Below are 22062 nucleotides of genomic sequence, written 5' to 3'. Positions count from 1 at the left end.
AGTTTTGAAGTGTTTAAAAGGTATGGCATACGTTTGTTCTTGAATATCCCCGTATCAATTGCTATAATCAAGGCTAGCATTTATCACCAAATTTATATATCCGATAAAGAAACAATCAAGCTAAATCGGGTTGTAGGAGTGAACAACAGGAATGGTGAAAGAACAAAGAAACGTACGTAATTTTTCGATCATCGCCCATATCGACCACGGGAAGTCGACTTTGGCTGACCGTATTTTAGAAAATACAAAAGCAATTTCTGAACGGGAAATGAAAGAACAAATCCTTGATGGGATGGACTTGGAGCGTGAACGCGGAATAACGATCAAATTAAATGCCGTTCAGCTTGAATACACAAGTAAAAAAGGTGAGGATTTCACCTTTCATTTAATCGATACACCAGGACACGTCGATTTCACATATGAAGTATCCCGAAGTCTTGCAGCGTGTGAAGGAGCAATTCTTGTCGTGGATGCTGCACAAGGAATCGAAGCACAAACATTGGCAAACGTCTATCTTGCTATGGAAAATGATTTGGAGATCATTCCGGTCATCAACAAGATTGACTTGCCGAATGCGGACCCGGAACGTGTGAAACAGGAATTGGAAGATGTGCTCGGCGTTGATCCGGATGAAGTCATTCTTGCATCGGCTAAATCGAATATTGGAATTGAAGACATTTTAGAGCGGGTGACAGAAGTTATTCCGCCACCGGCTGGAAATCCTAAAGATCCGTTAAAAGCATTGATTTTTGACTCGCTTTATGACCCTTACCGTGGCGTTGTTGCCTACGTTTGTATTAAAGAGGGCTCCATGAAAGTTGGAGATAAAATTAAAATGTTCTCGACAGATAAGGAATTCGAAGTGAATGACGTCGGTGTATTTAAACCGAAGATCACCTCTACAAATGAATTAGTAGTAGGAGATGTCGGTTATTTTACCGCTTCGATGAAAAATGTTGGAGATACGCAAGTCGGTGACACGGTTACCTTAGTCAACCGTCCGGCAGAGGAAGCATTACCAGGCTACCGCCGCCTGAATCCGATGGTGTTCTGTGGACTCTATCCAGTAGATTCCAATAATTATAATGACCTGCGGGAAGCATTGGAACGTTTGGAGTTGAATGATTCTTCCTTGCAATATGAAGCGGAGACTTCTCAAGCATTAGGATTTGGTTTCCGTTGCGGATTTTTAGGTTTGCTTCATATGGAAATTATCCAAGAGCGGATCGAAAGAGAATTCGGCATCGATTTAATTACAACAGCACCTAGTGTTATTTTTGAAGTCATGAAGACGAATGGAGATAAGCTTGTCGTCGATAATCCAGCAGATATGCCAGACCCGCAAGTTATTGAGACAATTCGCGAACCTTTCGTAGAAGCAACCATCATGGTACCGAATGATTTCGTTGGTGCAGTAATGGAAATCGCCCAAAGAAAACGCGGACAATTCATCAATATGAATTATTTAGATGATATTCGAGTGAATGTAATTTATCATATACCCTTATCCGAAATCGTTTATGATTTCTTTGATCAGCTGAAATCAAGCACAAAAGGGTATGCTTCTTTTGATTATGAATTTATCGGTTACAAGGAATCCGAGCTTGTTAAAATGGATATTCTGCTCAACCACGAAACGATTGACGCGTTATCCTTCATTGTTCATAAGGATTTTGCTTATGAACGCGGGAAACAAATTGTTGAAAAGCTGAAGAAATTAATTCCTCGTCAGCAATTTGAGGTACCTGTTCAAGCTGCAATCGGAAATAAAATAGTTGCCCGTTCGACGATCAAAGCCGTCAGGAAAGATGTTACAGCTAAACTTTACGGTGGAGACGTCAGTCGGAAGCGAAAACTGTTAGAGAAGCAGAAAGAAGGTAAGAAACGGATGAAAATGGTTGGATCCGTGGAAGTGCCTCAAGAAGCATTCATGGCAGTATTAGAAATGAATGATGAATAGATTGACTCTATGAAAAGCTTGAAAGCAAAATGCTCTCAGGCTTTTCCTTTTCATCCGGATTCTTCAAAAGAAAAGAGGTACATCATGACTAGCATACAATCAGCATATATCCATATTCCGTTCTGTAAGCAAATGTGTCATTACTGCAATTTCGTTAAATATTATTACACGGAAAAACGGGCAACAGAGTATTTATATGCGCTTGAAAAAGAAATCGACAGTTACCTACCTAGAAATAATAATGCGCTCGGTACCATCTACATCGGTGGAGGAACACCGACCGCATTAAATAAAGAACAATTAACCCAGATGTTCGAAATGCTGCACCGGAAGTTTGATATAGCGGGACTCGAGGAATTTACCATTGAATTAAATCCTGGGGATATTGACGAAGAGAAGGCAGATATATTAAAAGCGTATGGAATAAACCGGATTTCATTTGGCGTGCAGGTGATGGACGATAATATGCTTGTGCAACTAGGCAGGACCCACCGAGTACAAGACGTTTACGAAACCGTAAATCTGCTGTCAAAAAAAGACTTTTCGAATATAAGTCTTGATTTGATTTATGCACTTCCGAATCAAACGGTCGAACAGTTTCAACGATCATTGAAGGAAGCTCTAGCTTTCCAGCTGCCGCATTATTCTACTTACGCGCTGCAAATCGAGCCGCAAACCGTGTTTTACAGACGTCATAAAAAAGGGCAGTTGCATCGCCCTCCTGAAGAAGATGAGGTAACGATGTATCAAATTTTAAAAGAATCAATGGCGGCAAATGGAATCGAGCAATACGAGATCAGTAATTTTGCAATGCCGGGGTTTGAAAGCAGGCATAATTTAACATACTGGAATAATGAGTATTATTATGGATTTGGTGCAGGTGCATCTGGATACTTTCCAGGTAAACGAATTGCTAACCTTCGTCCCTTACCTATCTATGTAGAAAAAGCAGGAAGCGGCGATCGACCGATTCTTGAAATTGATGAGATCGGAATAAGAGAAGAAATTGAAGAAGAATTAATGCTCGGACTGCGAAAAATCGGCGGATATGATGAACGAGTTTTCCAGCGTAAATTTGAATTTCCCTTAAGCTACTTATACAGTGAACAACTAGATAAATTGATGAAACAGGGTCTACTCACCGTGAATCAAGGTGTTTGGAAATTGACGGATGAGGGTTTGCTACTTGCAAATTTTGTTTTTGAAGAATTTATTCTTGATGACCTTCAATTAGAGGAAATAAAGACAAAGATGCTTTGAAAAATGCACAGAGCTAAGTTTATTGACAAAAACCTGTCGATTTGTTAGTTTATAAATAGAATTAGCACTCGGGGAGTTAGAGTGCTAACAGAGGTGAACATCATGCTGACTGAAAGGCAACTATTATTATTGCAGGTTATAATTGATGACTTTATAGACACTGCCCATCCTGTTGGTTCACGGGTGCTAGCTAAAAAAGGAACCATTCCTTTTAGTGCTGCAACAATCCGTAATGAAATGGCGGATTTAGAAGAACTTGGATTTCTTGAAAAGATGCATTCATCTTCTGGACGAATTCCATCTGAAAAAGGGTATCGTTACTATGTCGACCATTTAATTAAACCAGTATCTCATAATACGCATCATGGAATCGTCAGCAAGCTCGTGCAAGAAGGCATCTATGAATTTGAGCAAATTGTTCAGATGTCGGCTGAGATTTTATCAGAGCTGACGAGTTATACAGCAATCATTCTCGGTCCTGAAATTTTTGAAACCCAATTAAAGCAATTGCAGATTGTGCCATTATCTACCGAGACTGCTGTTGCGATATTGATTACAAATACAGGGCATGTCGAACATCGAATGATTTCACTGCCAGAAGCAATTAATGCTTCTGACTTGGAAAAGCTCGTCAATATTATTAATCAGAAACTGGTTGGGATTCCGATTGTGAAGCTCCAGAATATATTTTATACTGAAATGGCGGATATTATGAAACGCTATCTGGATGATTACGAAAAGTCTTTGAGCTACTTAAAAGCAATCTTTTTAACGGATTATCCAGTGAAGGTGTATGTGAGTGGCACATCGAATATGCTGATGCAGCCTGAATTTAATGATATCGACAAAGTACGCTCCTTTTATACATTGATGGATAGGGAAGAGGAGCTCATTAAGCTACTTAAAGATTCAACTCCTGGAATCGAAGTGACGATTGGGAATGAAAATGAAGTGGAAGCAATTAAAGACTTCAGTTTAATTACATCATCCCTCCGTCATGAAGAAGAGCAGGTTGGTACAATTGCACTGCTCGGTCCAAAACGAATGGAGTATCGTAAAGTTATTTCCTTATTAAAAGGATTGTCGAATGAAATGACAAATACCTTATATATGTGGTATAAGGACAAAGAGTAGCAGTATCGATGTGTGGCAGGGGAAGACACCTGTGTCTAAATTTCCCTTCCACCATTTTTGCTGGTTTTTTACAGGAAATATAGTGAGTGGAGGTGTCGCTTGTGGCGGAGAATAAAGAGCAAGCACAAGCAAATGAAGAAGTAAAAGCTGAAGAGGCAGAAGTTGTCGAAGAAGCAGAGCAAGAAGTTATTACAGATGAAAAAACTGTTAATGCAGATGAACTTGCAGCACTTCAAAAGGAAAAAGACGATCTATATGATCGCATACTTAGATTACAAGCAGAATACGACAACTTCAAAAGACGTTCGCAAAAGGAAAAGGAAGCTGAGCGGAAATATAAAGCTCAGGACCTCGTAAATGATCTGCTGCCGGTGCTTGATAACTTTGAACGAGCACTGCAAGTGGAACAGACGGAAGCTACGAGCAATCTGATTGAAGGAATTTCCATGGTTTACCGTCAATTGCAAGATGCCCTGACAAACAATGGTGTGGAAGTCATTGATACAGAAGGGAAAGAATTCGATCCGAACCTGCATCATGCTGTGATGCAAGTTGAAGATGAAAATCATGAATCAAACCACATTGTTGAAGAATTACAAAAAGGGTATATGTTGAAAGATCGTGTCATCCGACCATCTATGGTTAAAGTTAATAAATAAGTGATTTTGTCAAGGAGGAAAAGAGAAGTATGAGTAAAATAATCGGTATTGACTTAGGTACTACAAACTCTTGTGTGTCAGTAATGGAAGGTGGAGAATCAGTTGTAATCCCGAACCCAGAAGGAAATCGGACAACTCCATCAGTCGTTTCATTTAAAAATGGTGAAAGACAAGTAGGGGAGATTGCAAAACGTCAAGCAATCACAAACCCGGATACAATCCAGTCCATTAAGCGCCATATGGGTACAGACTATAAAGTAAAAATTGAAGATAAGGACTATACACCTCAAGAAGTATCTGCAATTATCTTACAGCATATTAAAGCATATGCAGAGGATTATACTGGAGAAAAAATTGATAAAGCAGTAATTACGGTTCCAGCTTACTTCAATGACTCTGAACGTCAAGCTACAAAAGATGCCGGAAGAATCGCTGGTCTTGAAGTAGAACGTATTATTAATGAGCCTACAGCAGCAGCGTTGGCATATGGAATTGATAAAGAAAATGAAGATCAAACAATCCTTGTATTCGACCTTGGTGGAGGTACATTTGACGTATCGATTCTTGATATCGGGGATGGAACGTTCGAAGTACTTGCCACGGCAGGTGACAACCGTCTAGGTGGAGACGATTTCGACCAACTTGTCATTGATTATATGGTGGAAGAATTCCGTAAAGAAAACGGGATTGATCTCTCCCAAGACAAAATGGCTACACAGCGTTTGAAAGATGCTGCTGAAAAAGCGAAGAAAGACTTATCTGGAGTTTCACAAACACAAATTTCATTACCGTTTATTACGGCAGGAGAAGCAGGACCATTACATTTGGAAATGACGTTATCCCGTGCGAAATTTGAAGAACTTTCTTCTGATTTAGTAGAACGTACAATGGTTCCGACACGTAAAGCATTAGCAGATGCTGGTTTCTCTGCAAGTGATATCGATAAAGTTTTACTAGTCGGCGGTTCTACCCGTATTCCTGCAGTTCAGGAAGCAATCAAGAAAGAAATCGGTAAAGAACCTTCAAAAGGAGTAAACCCTGACGAAGTAGTTGCACTTGGAGCAGCTATCCAAGGTGGAGTGTTAGCTGGTGATGTTAAGGACGTACTATTACTGGATGTTACACCATTATCGCTTGGAATTGAAACAATGGGCGGCGTATCAACGAAGCTTATTGAAAGAAATACAACAATCCCAACAAGCCACTCTCAAGTATTCTCTACTGCTGCAGACAATCAGACAGCTGTGGATATCCATGTACTTCAGGGTGAGCGTGAAATGGCTGCTGATAACAAAACACTTGGCCGTTTCCAATTAACGGATATTCCACCAGCACCACGGGGTATTCCGCAAATCGAAGTTACCTTTGATATTGATGCAAACGGAATTGTAAACGTACGTGCAAAAGATAAAGGTACAAATAAAGAGCAATCCATCACCATCCAGTCTTCTTCTGGTCTATCCGATGAAGAAGTAGATAAGATGGTAAGAGAAGCTGAAGAAAATGCTGAAGCAGACAAACAACGCCGTGAAGAGGTAGATCTTCGTAATGAAGCAGATCAACTTATCTTCACAACAGATAAGACAATCACGGATCTCGGTGATAAAGTATCTGAAGAAGATAAAGCTCAAGCAGAGTCAGCTAAAGAAGAGCTTAAGAAAGCTTTAGAAGGAACTGATATGGAAGATATTAAAGCGAAAAAAGAAGCGCTTGAACAGCATGTACAGCAGCTTTCTGTTAAATTATATGAACAAATGCAACAGGAACAGCCAGCCCAAGGTGGCGGCACTGCAGAAGCATCTGGGAATGACGACGTAGTTGACGCAGACTACAAAGAAGTAGACGACGAAGAAGATAAGAAATAAGCTTTAACAATCAAAGGCGGAAGCGCCATTACAGGCTAAGTACGCGATCGTCTTCGCAACGCCTGTACTAGCACATCCAGTAGTCGCAGCAACGTACAAACTGTGCCTCCCAGGATGGGAGGTAGTTCGATGTTGCCCCATACGTAAGCGAACTTAATCGAACCTCCTTTTTACCGGAAGGGAGATAAAGGAAACTCAGGCGACGATAGTGAGTTGATGTTAACTTTCACTACTTGGGTATAAGGGCGACTAAGCCTTACAAAGACCGCTCGGCAAGTCTTCTTTATCGATTGCAGGAGTGTGAAGTTTGGGACTGCGCACTGCTCGCCCCACCAAAAGATCTGCTAGTTGCTGGGCGCAGAGCGGACGAAGCTATAGCTGGAAATCTAAGTTATCCACATTATTTTTATTTTATAGTTTCCTTTGTAAAAAAGTCAAAGTCAGGATTCTCTTGACTTTGACTTTTTTCAGGATAAAGTGAAACTTCATTCAGGGGGCTCTCTTCCTCACTGAAAGATAGTTGAACAGAATTGGGGATTTAGGGACTGTTTTTCCCCCCACCTTCATGTTTTGAATTTTTTTTGTTTAGAGATGGGGCTTACAGACCGTTAATGCGTGACAAATACAGCGAACTTAATTTTAAGCCCTGAAGTTGCCATTCGTTTAGGGAAAGTGATATGATGGAACGTATGTAAAAGTTCGGCAGGAGAGTGATTAAACTTTGAGTAAGCGAGATTATTATGATGTTCTAGGTATTGATAAAGGAGCATCAAAAGATGAGATAAAGAAAGCGTATCGTAAGTTGGCAAGAAAGTATCATCCGGATGTGAACAAAGAATCGGATGCGGAAGAGAAATTTAAAGAAGCAAAGGAAGCCTACGAGGTATTGAATGATGACACGAAACGGGCACAATATGATCAGTTCGGTCATGCTGGTGCAACTGGTCAAGGTTTTGGCGGATTTGGTAATGCTCAAGACTTTGGTGGTTTCGGTGATATTTTTGATATGTTCTTCGGTGGTGGCGGAAGAAGCCGTGACCCGAATGCCCCAAGGCAAGGTGCTGATCTGCAGTATACCGTAACACTGGAATTTGAAGAAGCTATCTTTGGTAAGGAACTCGACATAACCATTCCGCGGGAAGAAGAGTGCAACACTTGTCATGGAAGTGGTGCTAAGCCAGGGACAACGCCTGAAACCTGTTCCCACTGTCATGGTTCGGGACAGTTGAACCAGGAACAAAACACACCGTTTGGCAGAGTCGTTAACCGCAGAGTTTGTCATTACTGTAACGGCACAGGTAAAATCATCCGCGATAAATGTTCAACTTGTCATGGAGACGGTCGTGTGAAGAAGAGCCGTAAAATCCACATCACCATACCTGCTGGGATTGATGAAGGACAACAGATCCGTGTTGCAGGTAAAGGTGAAGATGGTATTAATGGTGGGCCTCCAGGAGATTTATATGTTGTCGTTCGTGTGAAATCACATGACTATTTCGAACGAGAAGGCGATCATATTTTCTGTGAACTTCCGCTAACCTTCACACAAGCGGCATTAGGCGATGAAGTTGAAGTGCCTACTGTTCATGGTAAGATTAAACTGAAGATCCCTGCTGGTACTCAAACAGGTAAAACTTTCCGATTACGTGGTAAAGGTGTTACAAATGTTCGTGGTCGTGGACAAGGAGACCAGCATATTCAAGTACGTATCGTAACACCAACGAAATTGACTGAGAAACAGAAAGAGCTTTTAAGAGAGTTCAATGAAATCGGTGGTAATGATTCAACAGAGGAGCAAGACACTAATTTTTTTCAGCGTTTTAAAAAAGCTTTTAAAGGTGATTAATAGATGTTGCGATTCTTCGCGACATCTTTATACATATCGAGTCCAATAGGTTAGGAGTGGATAAAATGAACTGGACAGAAATTTGCATTCATACAACGAACGAAGCAATTGAATCCATTTCCTATGTAGTGCAAGAAGCAGGGGCAAGCGGATTAGTGATAGAAGACCCACTTGATTTAGTAAAAGCAAGAGAAGCTCAATTTGGAGAAATCTATGAACTAGATCCGAAAGATTTTCCAGATGAAGGCGTGCGGATCAAAACATATCTACCTGCAAACAGTCATTTGAAAGACGCGATTGATAAAATTAGACAAGAAATCAATGCTCTTGCAGCCTTCCATGATCTTGGGAAAAATGAAATAACGTTCAGTGAAGTCCATGAAGAAGATTGGGCAACGGCATGGAAGAAATATTATAAGCCAGTACAAGTGACGGATAATATAACAATTAAGCCAATTTGGGAAGACTACCATAGAGCGAAAGAAAATGAAATGATTATCGAAATGGATCCTGGAATGGCCTTTGGGACAGGTACTCATCCTACAACCATATTAAGTATCCAAGCGCTTGAAAAATATTTGAAACAGAACGAAAGTGTTATCGATGTCGGTTCTGGTTCAGGTATCTTAACAATCGCTGCGGCTAAATTAGGTGCCGCGAAGATTCACGCATTTGATTTAGATGAAGTTGCAGTGAAGAGCAGTAAAGCGAACATTCAATTAAATGACTTAGCTAGTGAGATTACGGTGAACCAAAATGATTTATTAAAAGGGATAAATTTAGAAGCCGATCTGATTGTCTCCAATATATTAGCCGAAATCATTGTGAAATTTGTTTCGGATGCTTGGAGTAATTTAAAAAATGGCGGTTATTTCATAACTTCAGGAATTATTAATGATAAAAAAGATATGGTTCTTGAAGAATTAAGGAATGCCGGATTTGAAATTGTCGAACAAAACGAATTGGAAGACTGGATTTCTATTATAGCAAGAAAACGACAGTAATCTTGATGTTTAGCAGGTGAATGGCATGCAAAGATATTTTATACTGGAAGATGAACAATGGACAGATGAAACAGTGACAATTATCGGTGAGGACGTTCATCATATTCATAGGGTCATGCGCAGTCAGCCAGGTGATAAGATTATTTGCACTGGCAGTAATGGAACTGCAGCAATTTGTGCAATTGAAGAAATATCTAGTGAACAAGTAAGAACAAGGATTATAGAGTGGAGCAGGCAAAATGTTGAATTGCCGATCAATGTCACGATTGCACAGGGATTGCCAAAAGGAGATAAATTTGAGCTTATCCTCCAGAAAGGAACCGAACTTGGTGCAGCTTCCTTCATCCCTTTTAAAGCAGAACGCTCGATTGTTGTATGGGATGAAAAGAAACTGCGGAAAAAACAGCAGCGGTTTGAAAAAATTGTCAAAGAAGCGAGTGAGCAGAGTCACCGTTCAGTGATCCCTTCCATTCAAGAGTCTGTAACCTTGAAACAGTTGCTTGGACTTGGTAAGCAGTATGATGCCTGTATCTTTGCCTATGAAGAAGAAGCACGGACAGATGAATTTCACTCTTTTGCCTCCGTGTTAAAAAATATGAAGGAAGGGATGCGTCTCCTCATCTGCATCGGTCCAGAAGGTGGATTTTCCGAAAGTGAAGCCAAAGCACTTACAGAGCATGAGTTCCACCCTGTTCGTTTTGGCCCAAGGATTCTGCGCACAGAAACAGCAGCGCTTTATGCTTTATCAAGCATTTCTTATCATTTTGAAGAATTAAGATGGAATACGTAAGCGGGAAATAAGTGGATGATAGAAAAAGAAATCTATTAAATCTTGTCTTTTCTAAACTTTAAGTTGACCAGGAAGTTCGATTATATTATAATTTAAGGAGCATATGACTTGATTTTCATATGTAGAAATTTTTGCTTTTTGCTTCGGAGGGAGGGAAACAAGCATGTCAAATACAACTCGCGTACGTAAAAACGAGTCTCTTGAGGATGCTCTTCGCCGCTTCAAACGTAGTGTATCGAAAAGTGGTACAATGCAAGAATATCGCAAGCGTGAACACTATGAAAAACCTAGCGTAAGACGTAAGAAAAAATCGGAGGCTGCAAGAAAGCGTAGATACTAAAAAGAGGGTGCAGACTAAAATGGCTCTACTTGAAAAGCTGAATCAAGCGATGATTCAAGCTATGAAGAAGAAAGATAAAGATACCCTTAATGTAGTTCGCATGGTAAAAGCTTCGATTCAAAATGAATTGATTAAGCTAGGAAAAGAACATCTTTCAGAAGATGAAGAATTAACAATTTTGTCCAGAGAGCTCAAACAAAGAAAAGAATCCCTCCAGGAATTTACTTCTGCGGGTCGAACAGACCTTGCTGAAAAAGTCCAGTTTGAAATAGAAGTGTTAGAGCAGTATATGCCGAAGCAACTTTCTAAAGAGGAAATGGAGAAAATTGTAGAGCAAGCAATTCGAGAAGCCAATGCAACATCCATGAAAGATATTGGGAAAATAATGGGGAAAGTGATCCCTTTAATTAAAGGTAAAGCGGACGGCTCTCATGTAAAGCAAATTGTTGAAGAAAAATTAAAATAAAAGGCTAGTTAAAGTATTAGCTCGTCTTTTGTACCTTTAAAATGGTCCCAGTCATCATCAGGATGAGAGGGGCCATTTTTTAGTTTATCCCGGTGTAACCATTCGTAAAACTCCCACCTCAAATTTTCAGGTCATGTCGAGAAAGTTCAGGTGGGAGATAACGAACGGTTTCACTCCGATTCAACTAACAATCAGTAGGGGATGAAGAAAAAAACCACTGACTAAAGTTTCACTTTATACAATTCTTTTCATAACAGCAGGATGTGTGGTAGTATTTTAGTAGTAAACAATATGTTTCGTGAAAAATTTTGTTAAAAGTGAAACGTATGATTGTTGTTATCCGTATTGTAAGATAACGACGAAGGGGGTGTTAAAATTGCCTGCCAAAAAGATTCTACACTACATATTAATTACATTTCTGGTGAGCCTGATTATTCTTCCAGTTTTCAGCGAAAAGACTCATGGTGATGGAACTGGAGAGCTGGTTTATGTCATCCCAATTGAACGCGAGGTTGAACGGGGACTTGAAGCGTTTTTAAAGCGAACGACAAGTGAGGCTACTGAAGCAAATGCTGATCATATCATATTTGAAATTAATACACCTGGTGGAAGAGTGGACTCCGCAGGACAAATTGCAGAATTGTTACAAGGTCTGGAAATTCCGAACACTTCATATATCGTAAATGAAGCTTTGTCTGCAGGTTCGTATATTGCTTTAAATACGGACAATATTTATTTCAGACCGCACGCAACAATGGGGGCCAGTGGAGTTATTACCGGTGATGGAAATGCTGCAGATGAAAAAGCTCAATCTGCTTGGCTCGCCGCAATGAGAAGTGCTGCAGAATCAAAGGGAAGGGATCCGTTATATGCTGCTGCGATGGCAGACCCCTCGATTGATTTACCTGAATACGGAGCACCAGAAGGTAAATATCTCACGCTTGGTCCTAATGACGCAGTGGAAGTGGGCTATGCAGAAGGAATTGTGAATCACCGGACAGAGTTATTGGCAGAGCTTGATTTGACAAATGCAACCATCGTTGAAACGGAAACGACAATTGCAGAAGAAATAGCTAGATTTTTAACGCATCCGACTGTGATCCCGATTCTGCTTTCTGTAGCAAGTCTTGGGCTTGTTCTTGAACTTTATTCACCGGGATTTGGTATACCGGGAACGATGGGGATTGTAGCACTTGTTTTATTTTTCTACGGTCATATCGTTGCTGGATTTGCGGGGATGGAAGCAATCATTCTTTTAGTTGTTGGTATTATTCTTATTATCCTGGAGTTCTTTTTACCAGGCGGGATTGCCGGTTTGTTAGGAATCGGTGCAGTACTTGGTTCTTTATTCATGTCAGGGTATGATCTTGGTCATATGGCTCTTAGCATTAGTATTTCATTTATTATTGCAGTTATAGCTGCAATATTCCTGTACCGAAGGATTGGAATGGATAAAGGGTTATTCCGCCATATTATTTTAAAAGATCAGACTGCAACAGAACTAGGCTATGTATCAAGTGTCAACCGCCTTGAGCTAATTGGGATGGAGGGAGTGGCCCTTACACCTTTACGCCCGTCTGGAACTGGATCTTTTGGTGAGGAATATATCGATATCGTCTCGGAAGGGAATTTTATCGATAAAGGGAAAAAGATTAAGATTATAAAGGTAGAAGGTATGCGAGTTGTTGTTCGAGAAATAGAAAAATAAAAAATATATTAGGAGGAATTATTATGGGTATTGATATTTTACCAATTATTATCATTGCCGTGATTATTATTGCACTAGCAATCCTATTCACGTTCATTCCAGTGACACTGTGGATTAGTGCACTTGCGGCAGGAGTTAAAGTAAGCATCTTCACACTTATCGGAATGCGTTTACGTCGGGTTGTGCCGAGCCGGGTAATTAATCCGCTCATAAAAGCCCATAAGGCGGGACTGAATGTCTCCATTAATCAGCTGGAAAGTCACTATCTTGCTGGTGGTAACGTTGATCGCGTTGTAAATGCTCTTATTGCATCACATCGTGCGAATATCGAACTTCCTTTTGAAAGAGGGGCAGCAATTGACCTTGCTGGACGTGATGTATTAGAAGCGGTACAAATGAGTGTTAATCCAAAGGTAATTGAGACTCCGTTTATCGCAGGTATCGCAATGAACGGGATTGAAGTAAAGGCATTAGCACGTATCACGGTACGAGCGAACATTGACCGCTTAGTCGGTGGTGCTGGTGAGGAAACAGTAATTGCCCGTGTTGGTGAAGGGGTTATTAGTACAATTGGTAGTTCTACTACACATGAACAAGTACTTGAAAATCCTGATTCCATTTCTCATACCGTACTAGCAAAAGGATTGGATGCAGGAACAGCTTTTGAAATTCTATCCATTGATATTGCCGATGTAGATATCGGTAAGAACATTGGTGCGACGCTACAAACTGACCAAGCGGAAGCCGATAAGAAAATCGCTCAAGCGAAAGCGGAAGAACGCCGTGCAATGGCTGTTGCTCTGGAACAAGAGATGGTTGCAAGAACTCAAGAAATGCGCGCGAAAGTTGTGGAAGCAGAAGCAGATGTTCCACGTGCCCTAGCAGAAGCGCTCCGTTCAGGAAATATGGGTGTAATGGATTATATGAACTACCGTAATATCGGCGCAGATACAGAAATGCGTGACACCATCGGTAAACTGACAGAAGACAATGATGATAACAATAATTAATTACTTCTTTGCTTCCTATAAAGGAGGGAAATAATGGACGCTATTTTCGAGTTTATATTTGGAAATATGTTCCTGGTCATTTTGATCATTTCGGGAATTATCGGGATGCTGTCAAGCAATAAAGAACAACAGAAAAAACAGCAGCAACAACGTCCAACTCGCCCGCAGCAGGGTCAGCAGCAAAGACAGTCAACGCCAAGACGAAGTGCACCACCTTCTAGGACAGAGGCTAAGCCGAGACCTCAAGAAGTGGTCGTTACAGCCCATACAGAACCAGATGGAACTGTAACGTCCACCACTACTAAATCGATAGAAGAAGCACAAGAGGCTCAAATGGAGCGATTGCAAAGAAAATACACTGCTGCCGATATGAGTATTACAGACGGGAATGTGATTGGTGAAGGTGACTTTTTCAATGAACAACAGTTACAAACGTTAAAACAATTCTCTGAAGAACAAAAAGTATTAAAAAAAGATATCCGAAAAAGTCTGCGGAATAAAGGTCTGATCAATGGAATCATAATGGCTGAAGTATTAGGCAGGCCTCGCTCGCTGAAACCTTATCAGAATGTGACATCGGAACGATATAGGAAATAAAAAAACCATCAGCACATCGATTTACTCGGTGTACTGATGGTTTTTTTGGCAATAAGAAAGGATTTGTTCTCTCTTATTGCATAAGTTTAACTAAGGCATTTGCCGTAAAGATTTGGTGAATGTCTTGTTTTCTAATGATTTAATATGGTGATGGTGAAGCATTAAATACCTATTATGAAATTCATTAATGGTATTAATCAATTTTAATGTTCATAGATATAGAGAAGAGGGGGATGTATCCGTGAAAAAATGGCATCTGAGGTTACGCAACTTAATGGTTGATTATTTAGCACTTCCTTCTGATGTTTTACTTGAGTTGCCGCGTCTGACGATGATTGGCAACTTTCATTTGTATATTGAAAATCATAAAGGACTTGAAACATATTCAGATACAGAACTGAAATTAAAAACAACAAACGGATATGTACAAATACTTGGCACTTCTTTTGTTTTGAAACAAATGCTTCCGGAAGAAATTTTATTGGAAGGTGAAATAGAAGAAATAAAATATATACCTGAATAAATTTCATAATTACCAAAGTCGGCTTTTCCATCACCATATGTAGTTGGGAACGAACCAACCCAACTGCATATGGTGATGGTGAAGCGTTAAATATCTATTATGAAATTCATTAACCTAGTTAATTGTTAAAGGAGGACATATGAAATCTGTAAAAAGCTCCTATATTTCAGGATTTGTCGAGATTGAGGTCACCGGTAAGAACCCGGAAAATTTTTTGCAGCAATGTGCAAGGAACGGAATTATGCTTTGGGAAATTAAAAAGCCTCACACGGAACAATGCACCGCAAGAATCCAACTTAAGGATGTAAACAAAGTTCGCAAACTTCGCCGCGGAAGCAAATTTAAAATTCGTTTCTTGGATAAACAGGGAATACCCTTTCTAAAAAAACGAATCAGCAGGAAGAAACCACTGCTTATCGGACTTTTTCTTAGTTTATTCTTATTCTTTATTCTTTCTAATATGGTCTGGCAAGTAACAGTAACCGGGGTTCCAGAAGAATTGGAAAAGAAAATTACAGACCAATTAACAAGTTATGGCGTCTATCCGGGGGCATTATCATTTACGCTTGAATCTCCCAATCAAATCCAACAACTGTTACTTGAAGATGTTCCGGAATTGCTTTGGGTTGGTGTCGATAAAAAAGGGACAAGTTTTTATTTGGAAGGAGTGGAGAAGCTCATTATTGAAAAGGACGAGCCAGCCGCTCCAAGACATTTAATAGCGGATAAAAGCGGTGTTATTCAATCAATGTATGTACGGAAAGGACTAGCCCAAGTTACGGTAAATGAAGTGGTAGAGAAGGGTGAAATTCTTGTTTCTGGAGCAATCGAGAAATTGAACACGAACAGAGAAGAGGGTGAGGATGGTAATGAAGAGAAAGAATATGAATTGGTTGCTGCAGACGGGGAAGTTGTTGCAACCACCTGGTATAGAGCGGAAGTGACCGTACCACTGACAGCGGAGCATGATGAATTAACTGGAAATTCCAAAGAAACCTACCGAATTAAATTTGGTTCCCTCTCTATCCCGATCTGGCCACTAACCCGTTCGGAGAGCTTTGAACATGAACTGGTGGAAACGGATGAACATCAGGTGAACATTTTTGGCTGGCAACCCTCCATTTACTTTTTAACGGAAAAGAGGCAAGAAACCAGTCCTAAGTATCATGAAAGGTCGCAGGAAGAAGCAATCCAAGCGGGAATACGCCAAGTGAAAAATGATTTACTAAGGAGACTTGGGAATGATGCCCAAATTATCACGGAAAAAGTTTTGCATGAAACTACGGAGCATGGTAAAGTAAACTTAAGCTTATACATCACAGTAGAAGAAAATATCGCTGCTCGACAACCGATAAACCAAGGAGATTAAGTATGACAGGAAATTTAACCGATATTGATTTACAATTGCAAGATCCAACCGAGGCTTTAGCTTTATTCGGTAACCATGATAAGTATTTAAAACAGCTGGAGTCTCTTCTGGATATCCGGATTGTTTCCCGCGGAGAGAAGGTACAAGCTTCAGGAAGTGTGGAAGCGGTTGAAGTATTGGAAAAAGTGCTATTTTCCCTGCTTTCTTTAATTAAAAGGGGAATTACGTTTTCGGAAAGAGATATCGTCTATGCGGTAGAAATGGCGAGAGAAGGAACAATCAATCAATTTGAAGCTTTATTTGAAGATGAAATTACAAAGAATGTAAAGGGAAAATCTATCCGAGTTAAAACACTTGGACAAAAAGTTTATGCTGACCGGATTCGGGCAACAGATTTAGTATTCGGCTTTGGCCCTGCGGGTACTGGTAAGACGTATTTAGCTGTTGTCATGGCAGTCGATGCACTTAAAAAAGGGCTTGTGAAAAAGATTATTTTAACAAGGCCAGCAGTTGAAGCGGGGGAGAGTCTCGGATTTCTCCCGGGAGATTTAAAAGAGAAGGTCGACCCTTATTTACGGCCGCTTTATGATGCTTTGCACGACGTTTTAGGTGTCGAACATACGGCAAGATTAATTGAGAGAGAAGTAATTGAAATTGCCCCGCTTGCTTATATGCGTGGAAGAACACTAGATGATGCTTTTGTTATTTTGGATGAAGCGCAGAATACAACACCTGCCCAAATGAAAATGTTTTTAACCCGCCTTGGATTCGGGTCGAAAATGGTGATCACAGGTGACATTACACAGATTGATTTACCTAAAGGAGTGCATTCAGGGCTTCGGATTGCAGAACAAATCCTGAAAAACGTTGAAGGCATTTCCTTTGTATATCTGAAAGAGTCCGACGTTGTTCGTCATCCACTTGTTCAGCGGATTATACATGCATATGAAAATAACGATGCCAATTAGTAAGACCTGCTCTGTAGGTCTTATTTTCACTTAGGGGGTAGGAGGAAAGTGAAAGAGAAGTTATTCCACAAAATCGAGAAATGGCTGGGAAACAGAACAAGTTTATTTTTAATTGTCGTTGCTGTGTTCATACAAAGTATATTCTTCTTTTTCATTTCCTTAAATAATGTCTATACAGAAACGTACGATTTACAACGATTTGCGACAGCGAATACGACAATCCGTTCACCAGTAACGATTGAAAATGAAGCGGAGACGGAGCGGAAGACAAGGGAAGCAGTACAGCAAATAGGTGACAGGTATTCCATATCCGAACAAGTTAATAATGAACGAATCGGCTATAGTGAAGAAATTTTTGATGCCGTACTTGCACTTGATGAAGAGGAAGAAGAAGCGGGTACAGAAGAGGAGACAGAGAATAATGGGGAAGAAGCTGCTAAACTGACAGCAGAAGAGAAAATAGACCGATTAAGGCAAGTCCTCTCTGAAGACATTGTACTAGAAGTGAGCGCAGACGCTTTCCGCACGTTGATTAACCAGCCGACAGAGGAAGTGGAAAAGGCTCAGAAGCTTTTTATCGCTAGCGTAGAAGAAGTAATGGATAATGGGGTTCGAACAGAGAATCTGCAAACAGCTAAAGTTAATGTTCAAGAGGAAATAAAGTATTCAGAATTAGATCCTGTTCTTAAAGATGTTCTCATCGAATTTTCAAATTTCATCGTAACAGAAAACTCATTCTTTGATTTAGAAGCAACGAATGAAGCGCGGAAAATTGCTGCAAGTAATGTCGACCCTGAAATGATAAAAGCAGGAGAAATCATCGTCAGTGAAGGCCAAGTAATTACGAATGAAATATATGAACAGTTGCGGCTGGTCGGTTTACTCGATGGGGAACGTAATTTTTACCCGGTAATTGGATTGATTCTATTGTTAATTATACTTGGCAGTGTTTCGGTTGTTGAAATTAATAAATTAGCAAACCGTGGAACGATGAATAAACGTGTATTAGCTGCATTATTAACGATAAGTATTATTGTTGTCACTTTAATGAAAGTCGTTAGCTTCTATTCCACGGACAGTAATCAATTGTTTTATATTATGCCTATTGCAATGGGAGCACTTCTTCTAAAGCTGTTTATCAGTGAACGACTCGCAATAATCATGGCAGGAGTATATGCAATCATAGGTACTGTCATCTTTAATGGACTTATTCCGGGAGCATTGAATATTGAAGCGGGAATTTACTTTTTCTTCTCTCAGCTAGCAGGGATTATTTTCTTCCCGCAAGTGAAAGACCGTTTAGCTATTTTAAGGGCAGGGTTAGGAATTATATTAGTAAATATCTTGACTGTATTATTATTTCTATTCTTGTCCTTTGAAAAATATACGTTAATCGACTTTGTCTTGAACTCAGCATATGGATTAGTTTCTGCATTCCTGGCAGCAGTATTGACTATTGGGCTTTTACCATTTTTTGAGACAGGTTTAGGTATCTTATCTGATACGAAATTATTACAGTTATCGAGTCCGAATCAGCCATTACTTAAAAAATTGCTTGTTGAAGCGCCTGGCACCTATCATCATTCCGTCATGGTGGCGAACATTAGCGAGACAGCGTGTGAGGCAATCGGTGCGAATGGATTGCTAGCAAGAGTAGGTGCTTATTACCATGATATCGGTAAAACAGTCCGGCCTCAGTTCTTTATTGAAAATCAGCTATCTAATCGAAATCCTCATGATCGAATGGATCCGAAAGAAAGTGCCAAGATTATCATTAGCCATCCTTATGATGGGGTAGATATGTTGAAAGAGAACAAATTACCGAAAGAAGTTATTGAAATAGCGAAGTCACATCATGGAACATCATTGCTCAAGTTTTTCTATTATAAAGAGAAGAAGAAGGACCCAGATGTGCAGGAAAAGGAGTTCCGTTACCCAGGTCCAAAACCAAAAACGAAAGAATCTGCGGTGATCAGCATTTGTGATTCAGTTGAAGCTGCCGTTCGTTCGTTATCTGAGCCGACGGAAGAAAAGATTGAGGAAATCGTCTCAGCTATTATGAACGATCGTATAGCGGATGGGCAGCTAGATGAAAGTCCATTAACATTAACGGAACTAAAAGTCATTCAACGAACCATTTGTGATTCGTTGAAAGGTTTTTTCCATTCAAGAATCCAGTATCCAAATAGGGAGGAAAAATAATGCATATCGATTTTCATGATAAAACAAATGCTTTACCTGCCGATCAGGTCGATTTATTAAAGCGTCTCTTGGAATTTGCAGCAAAGCGGGAAGGTGTCTCTAGTGAGGCAGAGATGTCAGTAAACTTTGTCCATGACGGTGAAATCCAAGAATTAAATCGTAATTACCGTCAAAAGAACACCCCGACAGATGTCATTTCCTTTGCGATGCAGGACCGTGTTGACGGTGAGATGCATATCCAGGGGGTCGATATACCTATTATACTTGGAGACATCGTAATTTCTGTCGACCGCGCTAAGGATCAAGCGGAAGAATATGGTCACACATTAGAACGGGAAATTGCTTTCCTAACCATTCATGGCTTCTTGCATTTATTAGGCTATGATCATATGACAGAGGAAGAAGAACAGGAAATGTTTTCAAAACAAAATGAGATACTGAGTGAGTTCGGCATTGAAAGATAAGAAAGGGAAGATTGGTTTCCAGCACGCCCTAGCAGGTCTTAGAGCCGTATTTAAATCGGAGTGGAATTTTCGCTTTCATGTAATTAGCATGATGCTTGTCTTTATTGCAGGCCTTCTATTCGAGCTATCACAGCTCGAATGGGCACTCATTATACTCGTGATTGGGATGGTTCTTCTAACAGAACTTTTAAATACAGCGATAGAGAAAATGATTGATTACTTGCGCCCGGAGGTACATCCTAAAGCACGTTTTATTAAAGATGCAGCTGCAGGTGCTGTGCTTGTCAGTTCCATTGTTGCAGTATTAATCGGTTTAATCATATTTCTCCCTAAACTCCTATCCATTCTCTAAAGCCCCAGCTGAACATTTTTATACAGCGTGAGTGATTAGGCTCGTTCACTCATACAAAGCTTCAATCGCTGTTCAGTTTCCCGGTGGACGGATGCGCATCCTTAGGTGCTGCTAGAGCTCCTCGGGCTGAGCACTAAGGGGTCTGCAGGCTCGTGCTGTTCCCGCAGGAGTCATCGTCCACCGGGCAACTGAACTGGTAAGATGATTGTTATGAATAGAAATTATTCCGTCTACGTAAGGAATATACTCTTCAAGAACATTAAACAGTGATTCAAATTCGACCTTTCCTGGGAGCAGTCCAGACACCTCGAGACTCCTGCGGGAGGCCGGCTAAAAACGGTCACGTCCTGTGGCCAACGCCGGCTTAGAACTTCCTGTTCGGAGGTAGGCCTGGCGAGACCCCGCAGCGCGGATAGCGCGAGGAGGCTTGCCGGCCGCGCGAGAAGTGTCTGGACTGCGGACCTCCAGCAGAAAGTTTTGGAGTTAGGCACACTCACGCTGTATGAATGTGATTTATCCCCTGTCAATTCTTCGGAAGTTTTTAGAACCTTTGTCGAAAGTAGAAATGGGAATTCGTTTTATAGTATGATAATAAAAAACAAGACATCTTGGAGGAAAAATTACATGGAATCCAATTATAAATCGGGCTTTATCGCAATCATAGGTAGACCAAATGTAGGAAAGTCTACTTTTCTAAATCACGTAGTAGGTCAGAAAATTGCTATCATGAGCGATAAGCCGCAAACAACAAGAAATAAAATACAAGGTGTGCTGACAACCGATGATTATCAAATGGTATTTATCGATACACCAGGCATTCATAAACCGAAACACCGATTGGGAGATTTCATGATGAAGATTGCCGACAATACATTAAATGAAGTTGATGCCGTATTATTTATGATCAACGCAGATGAAGGATATGGACGAGGAGATCAATTTATCATCGAACGTTTGGAAAATGTAAAAAGCCCTGTCTTTTTAATTATTAACAAAATTGATTTAGTTTCACCTGAAGCGTTACTGGGTATTATTGATGAATATAGGCAGAAAGGTGATTTTCAGGAGATTATTCCAATTTCTGCCCTTCAAGGCAATAATGTTAATCGTTTATTAACTGAGTTGCAGAACTATTTACCGGAAGGGCCGCAATATTATCCGCAAGATCAAATTACGGATCATCCGGAACGCTTTATTATTACGGAATTCATCCGGGAAAAAGCACTGCACCTCACGCGGGAAGAAGTACCACATTCCATCGCTGTCGCCCTTGAAAATATGGAAAAAAGAAAAGACGACACGGTCTTTATTCAAGCGACAATTATAACCGAAAGAAGTAGCCAAAAAGGTATTATTATCGGTAAGCAAGGCCGCATGCTGAAAAAAATTGGTCAAGAAGCACGGAAAGATATTGAACATCTTCTTGGTTCGAAAGTATACTTAGAGCTTTGGGTAAAAGTGAAAAAAGATTGGCGTAACAAACAAAGTCAGCTGCATGAATTAGGATTCAGGCAAGATGAATATTAAACCATGGTAAATTTTAAT

Annotated in this window: 20 protein-coding genes; all 20 read left to right on the top strand. The window is 40.3% G+C overall.

Going from position 1 to position 22062, the window contains the following annotated elements:
• Window positions 1-151: 151 nt before the first annotated feature.
• Window positions 152-1960, top strand: a complete 1809-nt coding sequence (gene lepA / locus L3V42_RS05770) for a translation elongation factor 4 (RefSeq protein WP_235760952.1) — start codon at window positions 152-154, stop codon at window positions 1958-1960.
• An 84-nt stretch (window positions 1961-2044) separates the two neighbouring features.
• A complete protein-coding gene (gene hemW, locus L3V42_RS05765; protein ID WP_238471524.1) occupies window positions 2045-3220 on the top strand; it encodes a radical SAM family heme chaperone HemW in 1176 nt (391 codons plus the stop codon).
• A 102-nt stretch (window positions 3221-3322) separates the two neighbouring features.
• Entirely contained in the window at window positions 3323-4354 is a 1032-nt protein-coding gene (gene hrcA / locus L3V42_RS05760) for a heat-inducible transcriptional repressor HrcA (protein WP_238471531.1), read from the top strand.
• 101 nt (window positions 4355-4455) lie between these two features.
• Complete coding sequence (grpE, locus tag L3V42_RS05755) at window positions 4456-5013, top strand: nucleotide exchange factor GrpE (protein WP_310739759.1); 558 nt, start codon at window positions 4456-4458, stop codon at window positions 5011-5013.
• Window positions 5014-5042: 29 nt separating this feature from the next.
• Window positions 5043-6878 carry a molecular chaperone DnaK gene (dnaK, locus tag L3V42_RS05750; RefSeq protein ID WP_238471523.1) on the top strand — a complete coding sequence of 612 codons (1836 nt, stop codon included), beginning with the start codon at window positions 5043-5045 and terminating at the stop codon, window positions 6876-6878.
• A gap of 721 nt (window positions 6879-7599) precedes the next feature.
• Window positions 7600-8724 (top strand): molecular chaperone DnaJ, encoded by a 1125-nt coding sequence (dnaJ, locus tag L3V42_RS05745; RefSeq protein WP_235760949.1) that lies wholly within the window; start codon window positions 7600-7602, stop codon window positions 8722-8724.
• A gap of 65 nt (window positions 8725-8789) precedes the next feature.
• Window positions 8790-9728 carry a 50S ribosomal protein L11 methyltransferase gene (prmA, locus tag L3V42_RS05740; RefSeq protein WP_235760948.1) on the top strand — a complete coding sequence of 313 codons (939 nt, stop codon included), beginning with the start codon at window positions 8790-8792 and terminating at the stop codon, window positions 9726-9728.
• A 25-nt stretch (window positions 9729-9753) separates the two neighbouring features.
• Window positions 9754-10518 (top strand): 16S rRNA (uracil(1498)-N(3))-methyltransferase, encoded by a 765-nt coding sequence (locus L3V42_RS05735; protein WP_238471522.1) that lies wholly within the window; start codon window positions 9754-9756, stop codon window positions 10516-10518.
• A gap of 163 nt (window positions 10519-10681) precedes the next feature.
• Window positions 10682-10858 (top strand): 30S ribosomal protein S21, encoded by a 177-nt coding sequence (gene rpsU, locus L3V42_RS05730; protein ID WP_235760946.1) that lies wholly within the window; start codon window positions 10682-10684, stop codon window positions 10856-10858.
• A 19-nt stretch (window positions 10859-10877) separates the two neighbouring features.
• A complete protein-coding gene (locus L3V42_RS05725; RefSeq protein ID WP_235760945.1) occupies window positions 10878-11324 on the top strand; it encodes a GatB/YqeY domain-containing protein in 447 nt (148 codons plus the stop codon).
• 376 nt (window positions 11325-11700) lie between these two features.
• The gene (locus L3V42_RS05720) at window positions 11701-13032 is read left to right on the top strand and encodes an NfeD family protein (protein WP_235760944.1); all 1332 of its coding nucleotides are present in this window, start codon (window positions 11701-11703) and stop codon (window positions 13030-13032) included.
• A gap of 23 nt (window positions 13033-13055) precedes the next feature.
• Window positions 13056-14042, top strand: coding sequence for a flotillin-like protein FloA (floA, locus tag L3V42_RS05715; RefSeq protein ID WP_235760943.1), 987 nt, complete (start codon window positions 13056-13058; stop codon window positions 14040-14042).
• A gap of 33 nt (window positions 14043-14075) precedes the next feature.
• Window positions 14076-14639 (top strand): YqfB family membrane protein, encoded by a 564-nt coding sequence (locus L3V42_RS05710; RefSeq protein ID WP_238471521.1) that lies wholly within the window; start codon window positions 14076-14078, stop codon window positions 14637-14639.
• A gap of 241 nt (window positions 14640-14880) precedes the next feature.
• Entirely contained in the window at window positions 14881-15162 is a 282-nt protein-coding gene (gene yqfC / locus L3V42_RS05705) for a sporulation protein YqfC (protein WP_235760941.1), read from the top strand.
• Window positions 15163-15301: 139 nt separating this feature from the next.
• Window positions 15302-16531: a sporulation protein YqfD gene (gene yqfD, locus L3V42_RS05700; RefSeq protein ID WP_235760940.1), complete on the top strand. Its 1230-nt coding sequence runs from the start codon at window positions 15302-15304 to the stop codon at window positions 16529-16531.
• 2 nt (window positions 16532-16533) lie between these two features.
• Entirely contained in the window at window positions 16534-17499 is a 966-nt protein-coding gene (locus L3V42_RS05695) for a PhoH family protein (RefSeq protein WP_235760939.1), read from the top strand.
• A gap of 48 nt (window positions 17500-17547) precedes the next feature.
• A complete protein-coding gene (locus L3V42_RS05690; RefSeq protein WP_238471520.1) occupies window positions 17548-19701 on the top strand; it encodes an HD family phosphohydrolase in 2154 nt (717 codons plus the stop codon).
• A complete protein-coding gene (gene ybeY, locus L3V42_RS05685; protein WP_235760937.1) occupies window positions 19701-20165 on the top strand; it encodes an rRNA maturation RNase YbeY in 465 nt (154 codons plus the stop codon). The genes L3V42_RS05690 and ybeY overlap by 1 nt, the downstream gene beginning before the upstream one ends.
• A complete protein-coding gene (locus tag L3V42_RS05680) occupies window positions 20155-20517 on the top strand; it encodes a diacylglycerol kinase family protein (protein ID WP_235760936.1) in 363 nt (120 codons plus the stop codon). Before ybeY ends, L3V42_RS05680 begins: the two co-directional genes overlap by 11 nt.
• 624 nt (window positions 20518-21141) lie before the next feature.
• A complete protein-coding gene (gene era, locus L3V42_RS05675; protein ID WP_238471519.1) occupies window positions 21142-22044 on the top strand; it encodes a GTPase Era in 903 nt (300 codons plus the stop codon).
• The last annotated feature ends 18 nt before the right edge of the window (window positions 22045-22062 follow it).

This window comes from Oceanobacillus alkalisoli (assembly GCF_022213125.1).
Taxonomy (GTDB): Bacteria; Bacillota; Bacilli; order Bacillales; family Amphibacillaceae; genus Oceanobacillus; species Oceanobacillus alkalisoli.
The sequence above is the reverse complement of the archived record's forward strand: the minus strand, read 5'-3'. Positions and strand labels throughout refer to the sequence as shown.

Coding starts and splice junctions, on each gene's coding strand:
- lepA (WP_235760952.1), top strand. CDS start 152: ATGGTGAAAGAACAAAGAAACGTACGTAATTTTTCGATCATCGCCCAT.
- hemW (WP_238471524.1), top strand. CDS start 2,045: ATGACTAGCATACAATCAGCATATATCCATATTCCGTTCTGTAAGCAA.
- hrcA (WP_238471531.1), top strand. CDS start 3,323: ATGCTGACTGAAAGGCAACTATTATTATTGCAGGTTATAATTGATGAC.
- dnaK (WP_238471523.1), top strand. CDS start 5,043: ATGAGTAAAATAATCGGTATTGACTTAGGTACTACAAACTCTTGTGTG.
- prmA (WP_235760948.1), top strand. CDS start 8,790: ATGAACTGGACAGAAATTTGCATTCATACAACGAACGAAGCAATTGAA.
- L3V42_RS05735 (WP_238471522.1), top strand. CDS start 9,754: ATGCAAAGATATTTTATACTGGAAGATGAACAATGGACAGATGAAACA.
- rpsU (WP_235760946.1), top strand. CDS start 10,682: ATGTCAAATACAACTCGCGTACGTAAAAACGAGTCTCTTGAGGATGCT.
- L3V42_RS05725 (WP_235760945.1), top strand. CDS start 10,878: ATGGCTCTACTTGAAAAGCTGAATCAAGCGATGATTCAAGCTATGAAG.
- floA (WP_235760943.1), top strand. CDS start 13,056: ATGGGTATTGATATTTTACCAATTATTATCATTGCCGTGATTATTATT.
- L3V42_RS05710 (WP_238471521.1), top strand. CDS start 14,076: ATGGACGCTATTTTCGAGTTTATATTTGGAAATATGTTCCTGGTCATT.
- yqfD (WP_235760940.1), top strand. CDS start 15,302: ATGAAATCTGTAAAAAGCTCCTATATTTCAGGATTTGTCGAGATTGAG.
- L3V42_RS05695 (WP_235760939.1), top strand. CDS start 16,534: ATGACAGGAAATTTAACCGATATTGATTTACAATTGCAAGATCCAACC.
- ybeY (WP_235760937.1), top strand. CDS start 19,701: ATGCATATCGATTTTCATGATAAAACAAATGCTTTACCTGCCGATCAG.
- era (WP_238471519.1), top strand. CDS start 21,142: ATGGAATCCAATTATAAATCGGGCTTTATCGCAATCATAGGTAGACCA.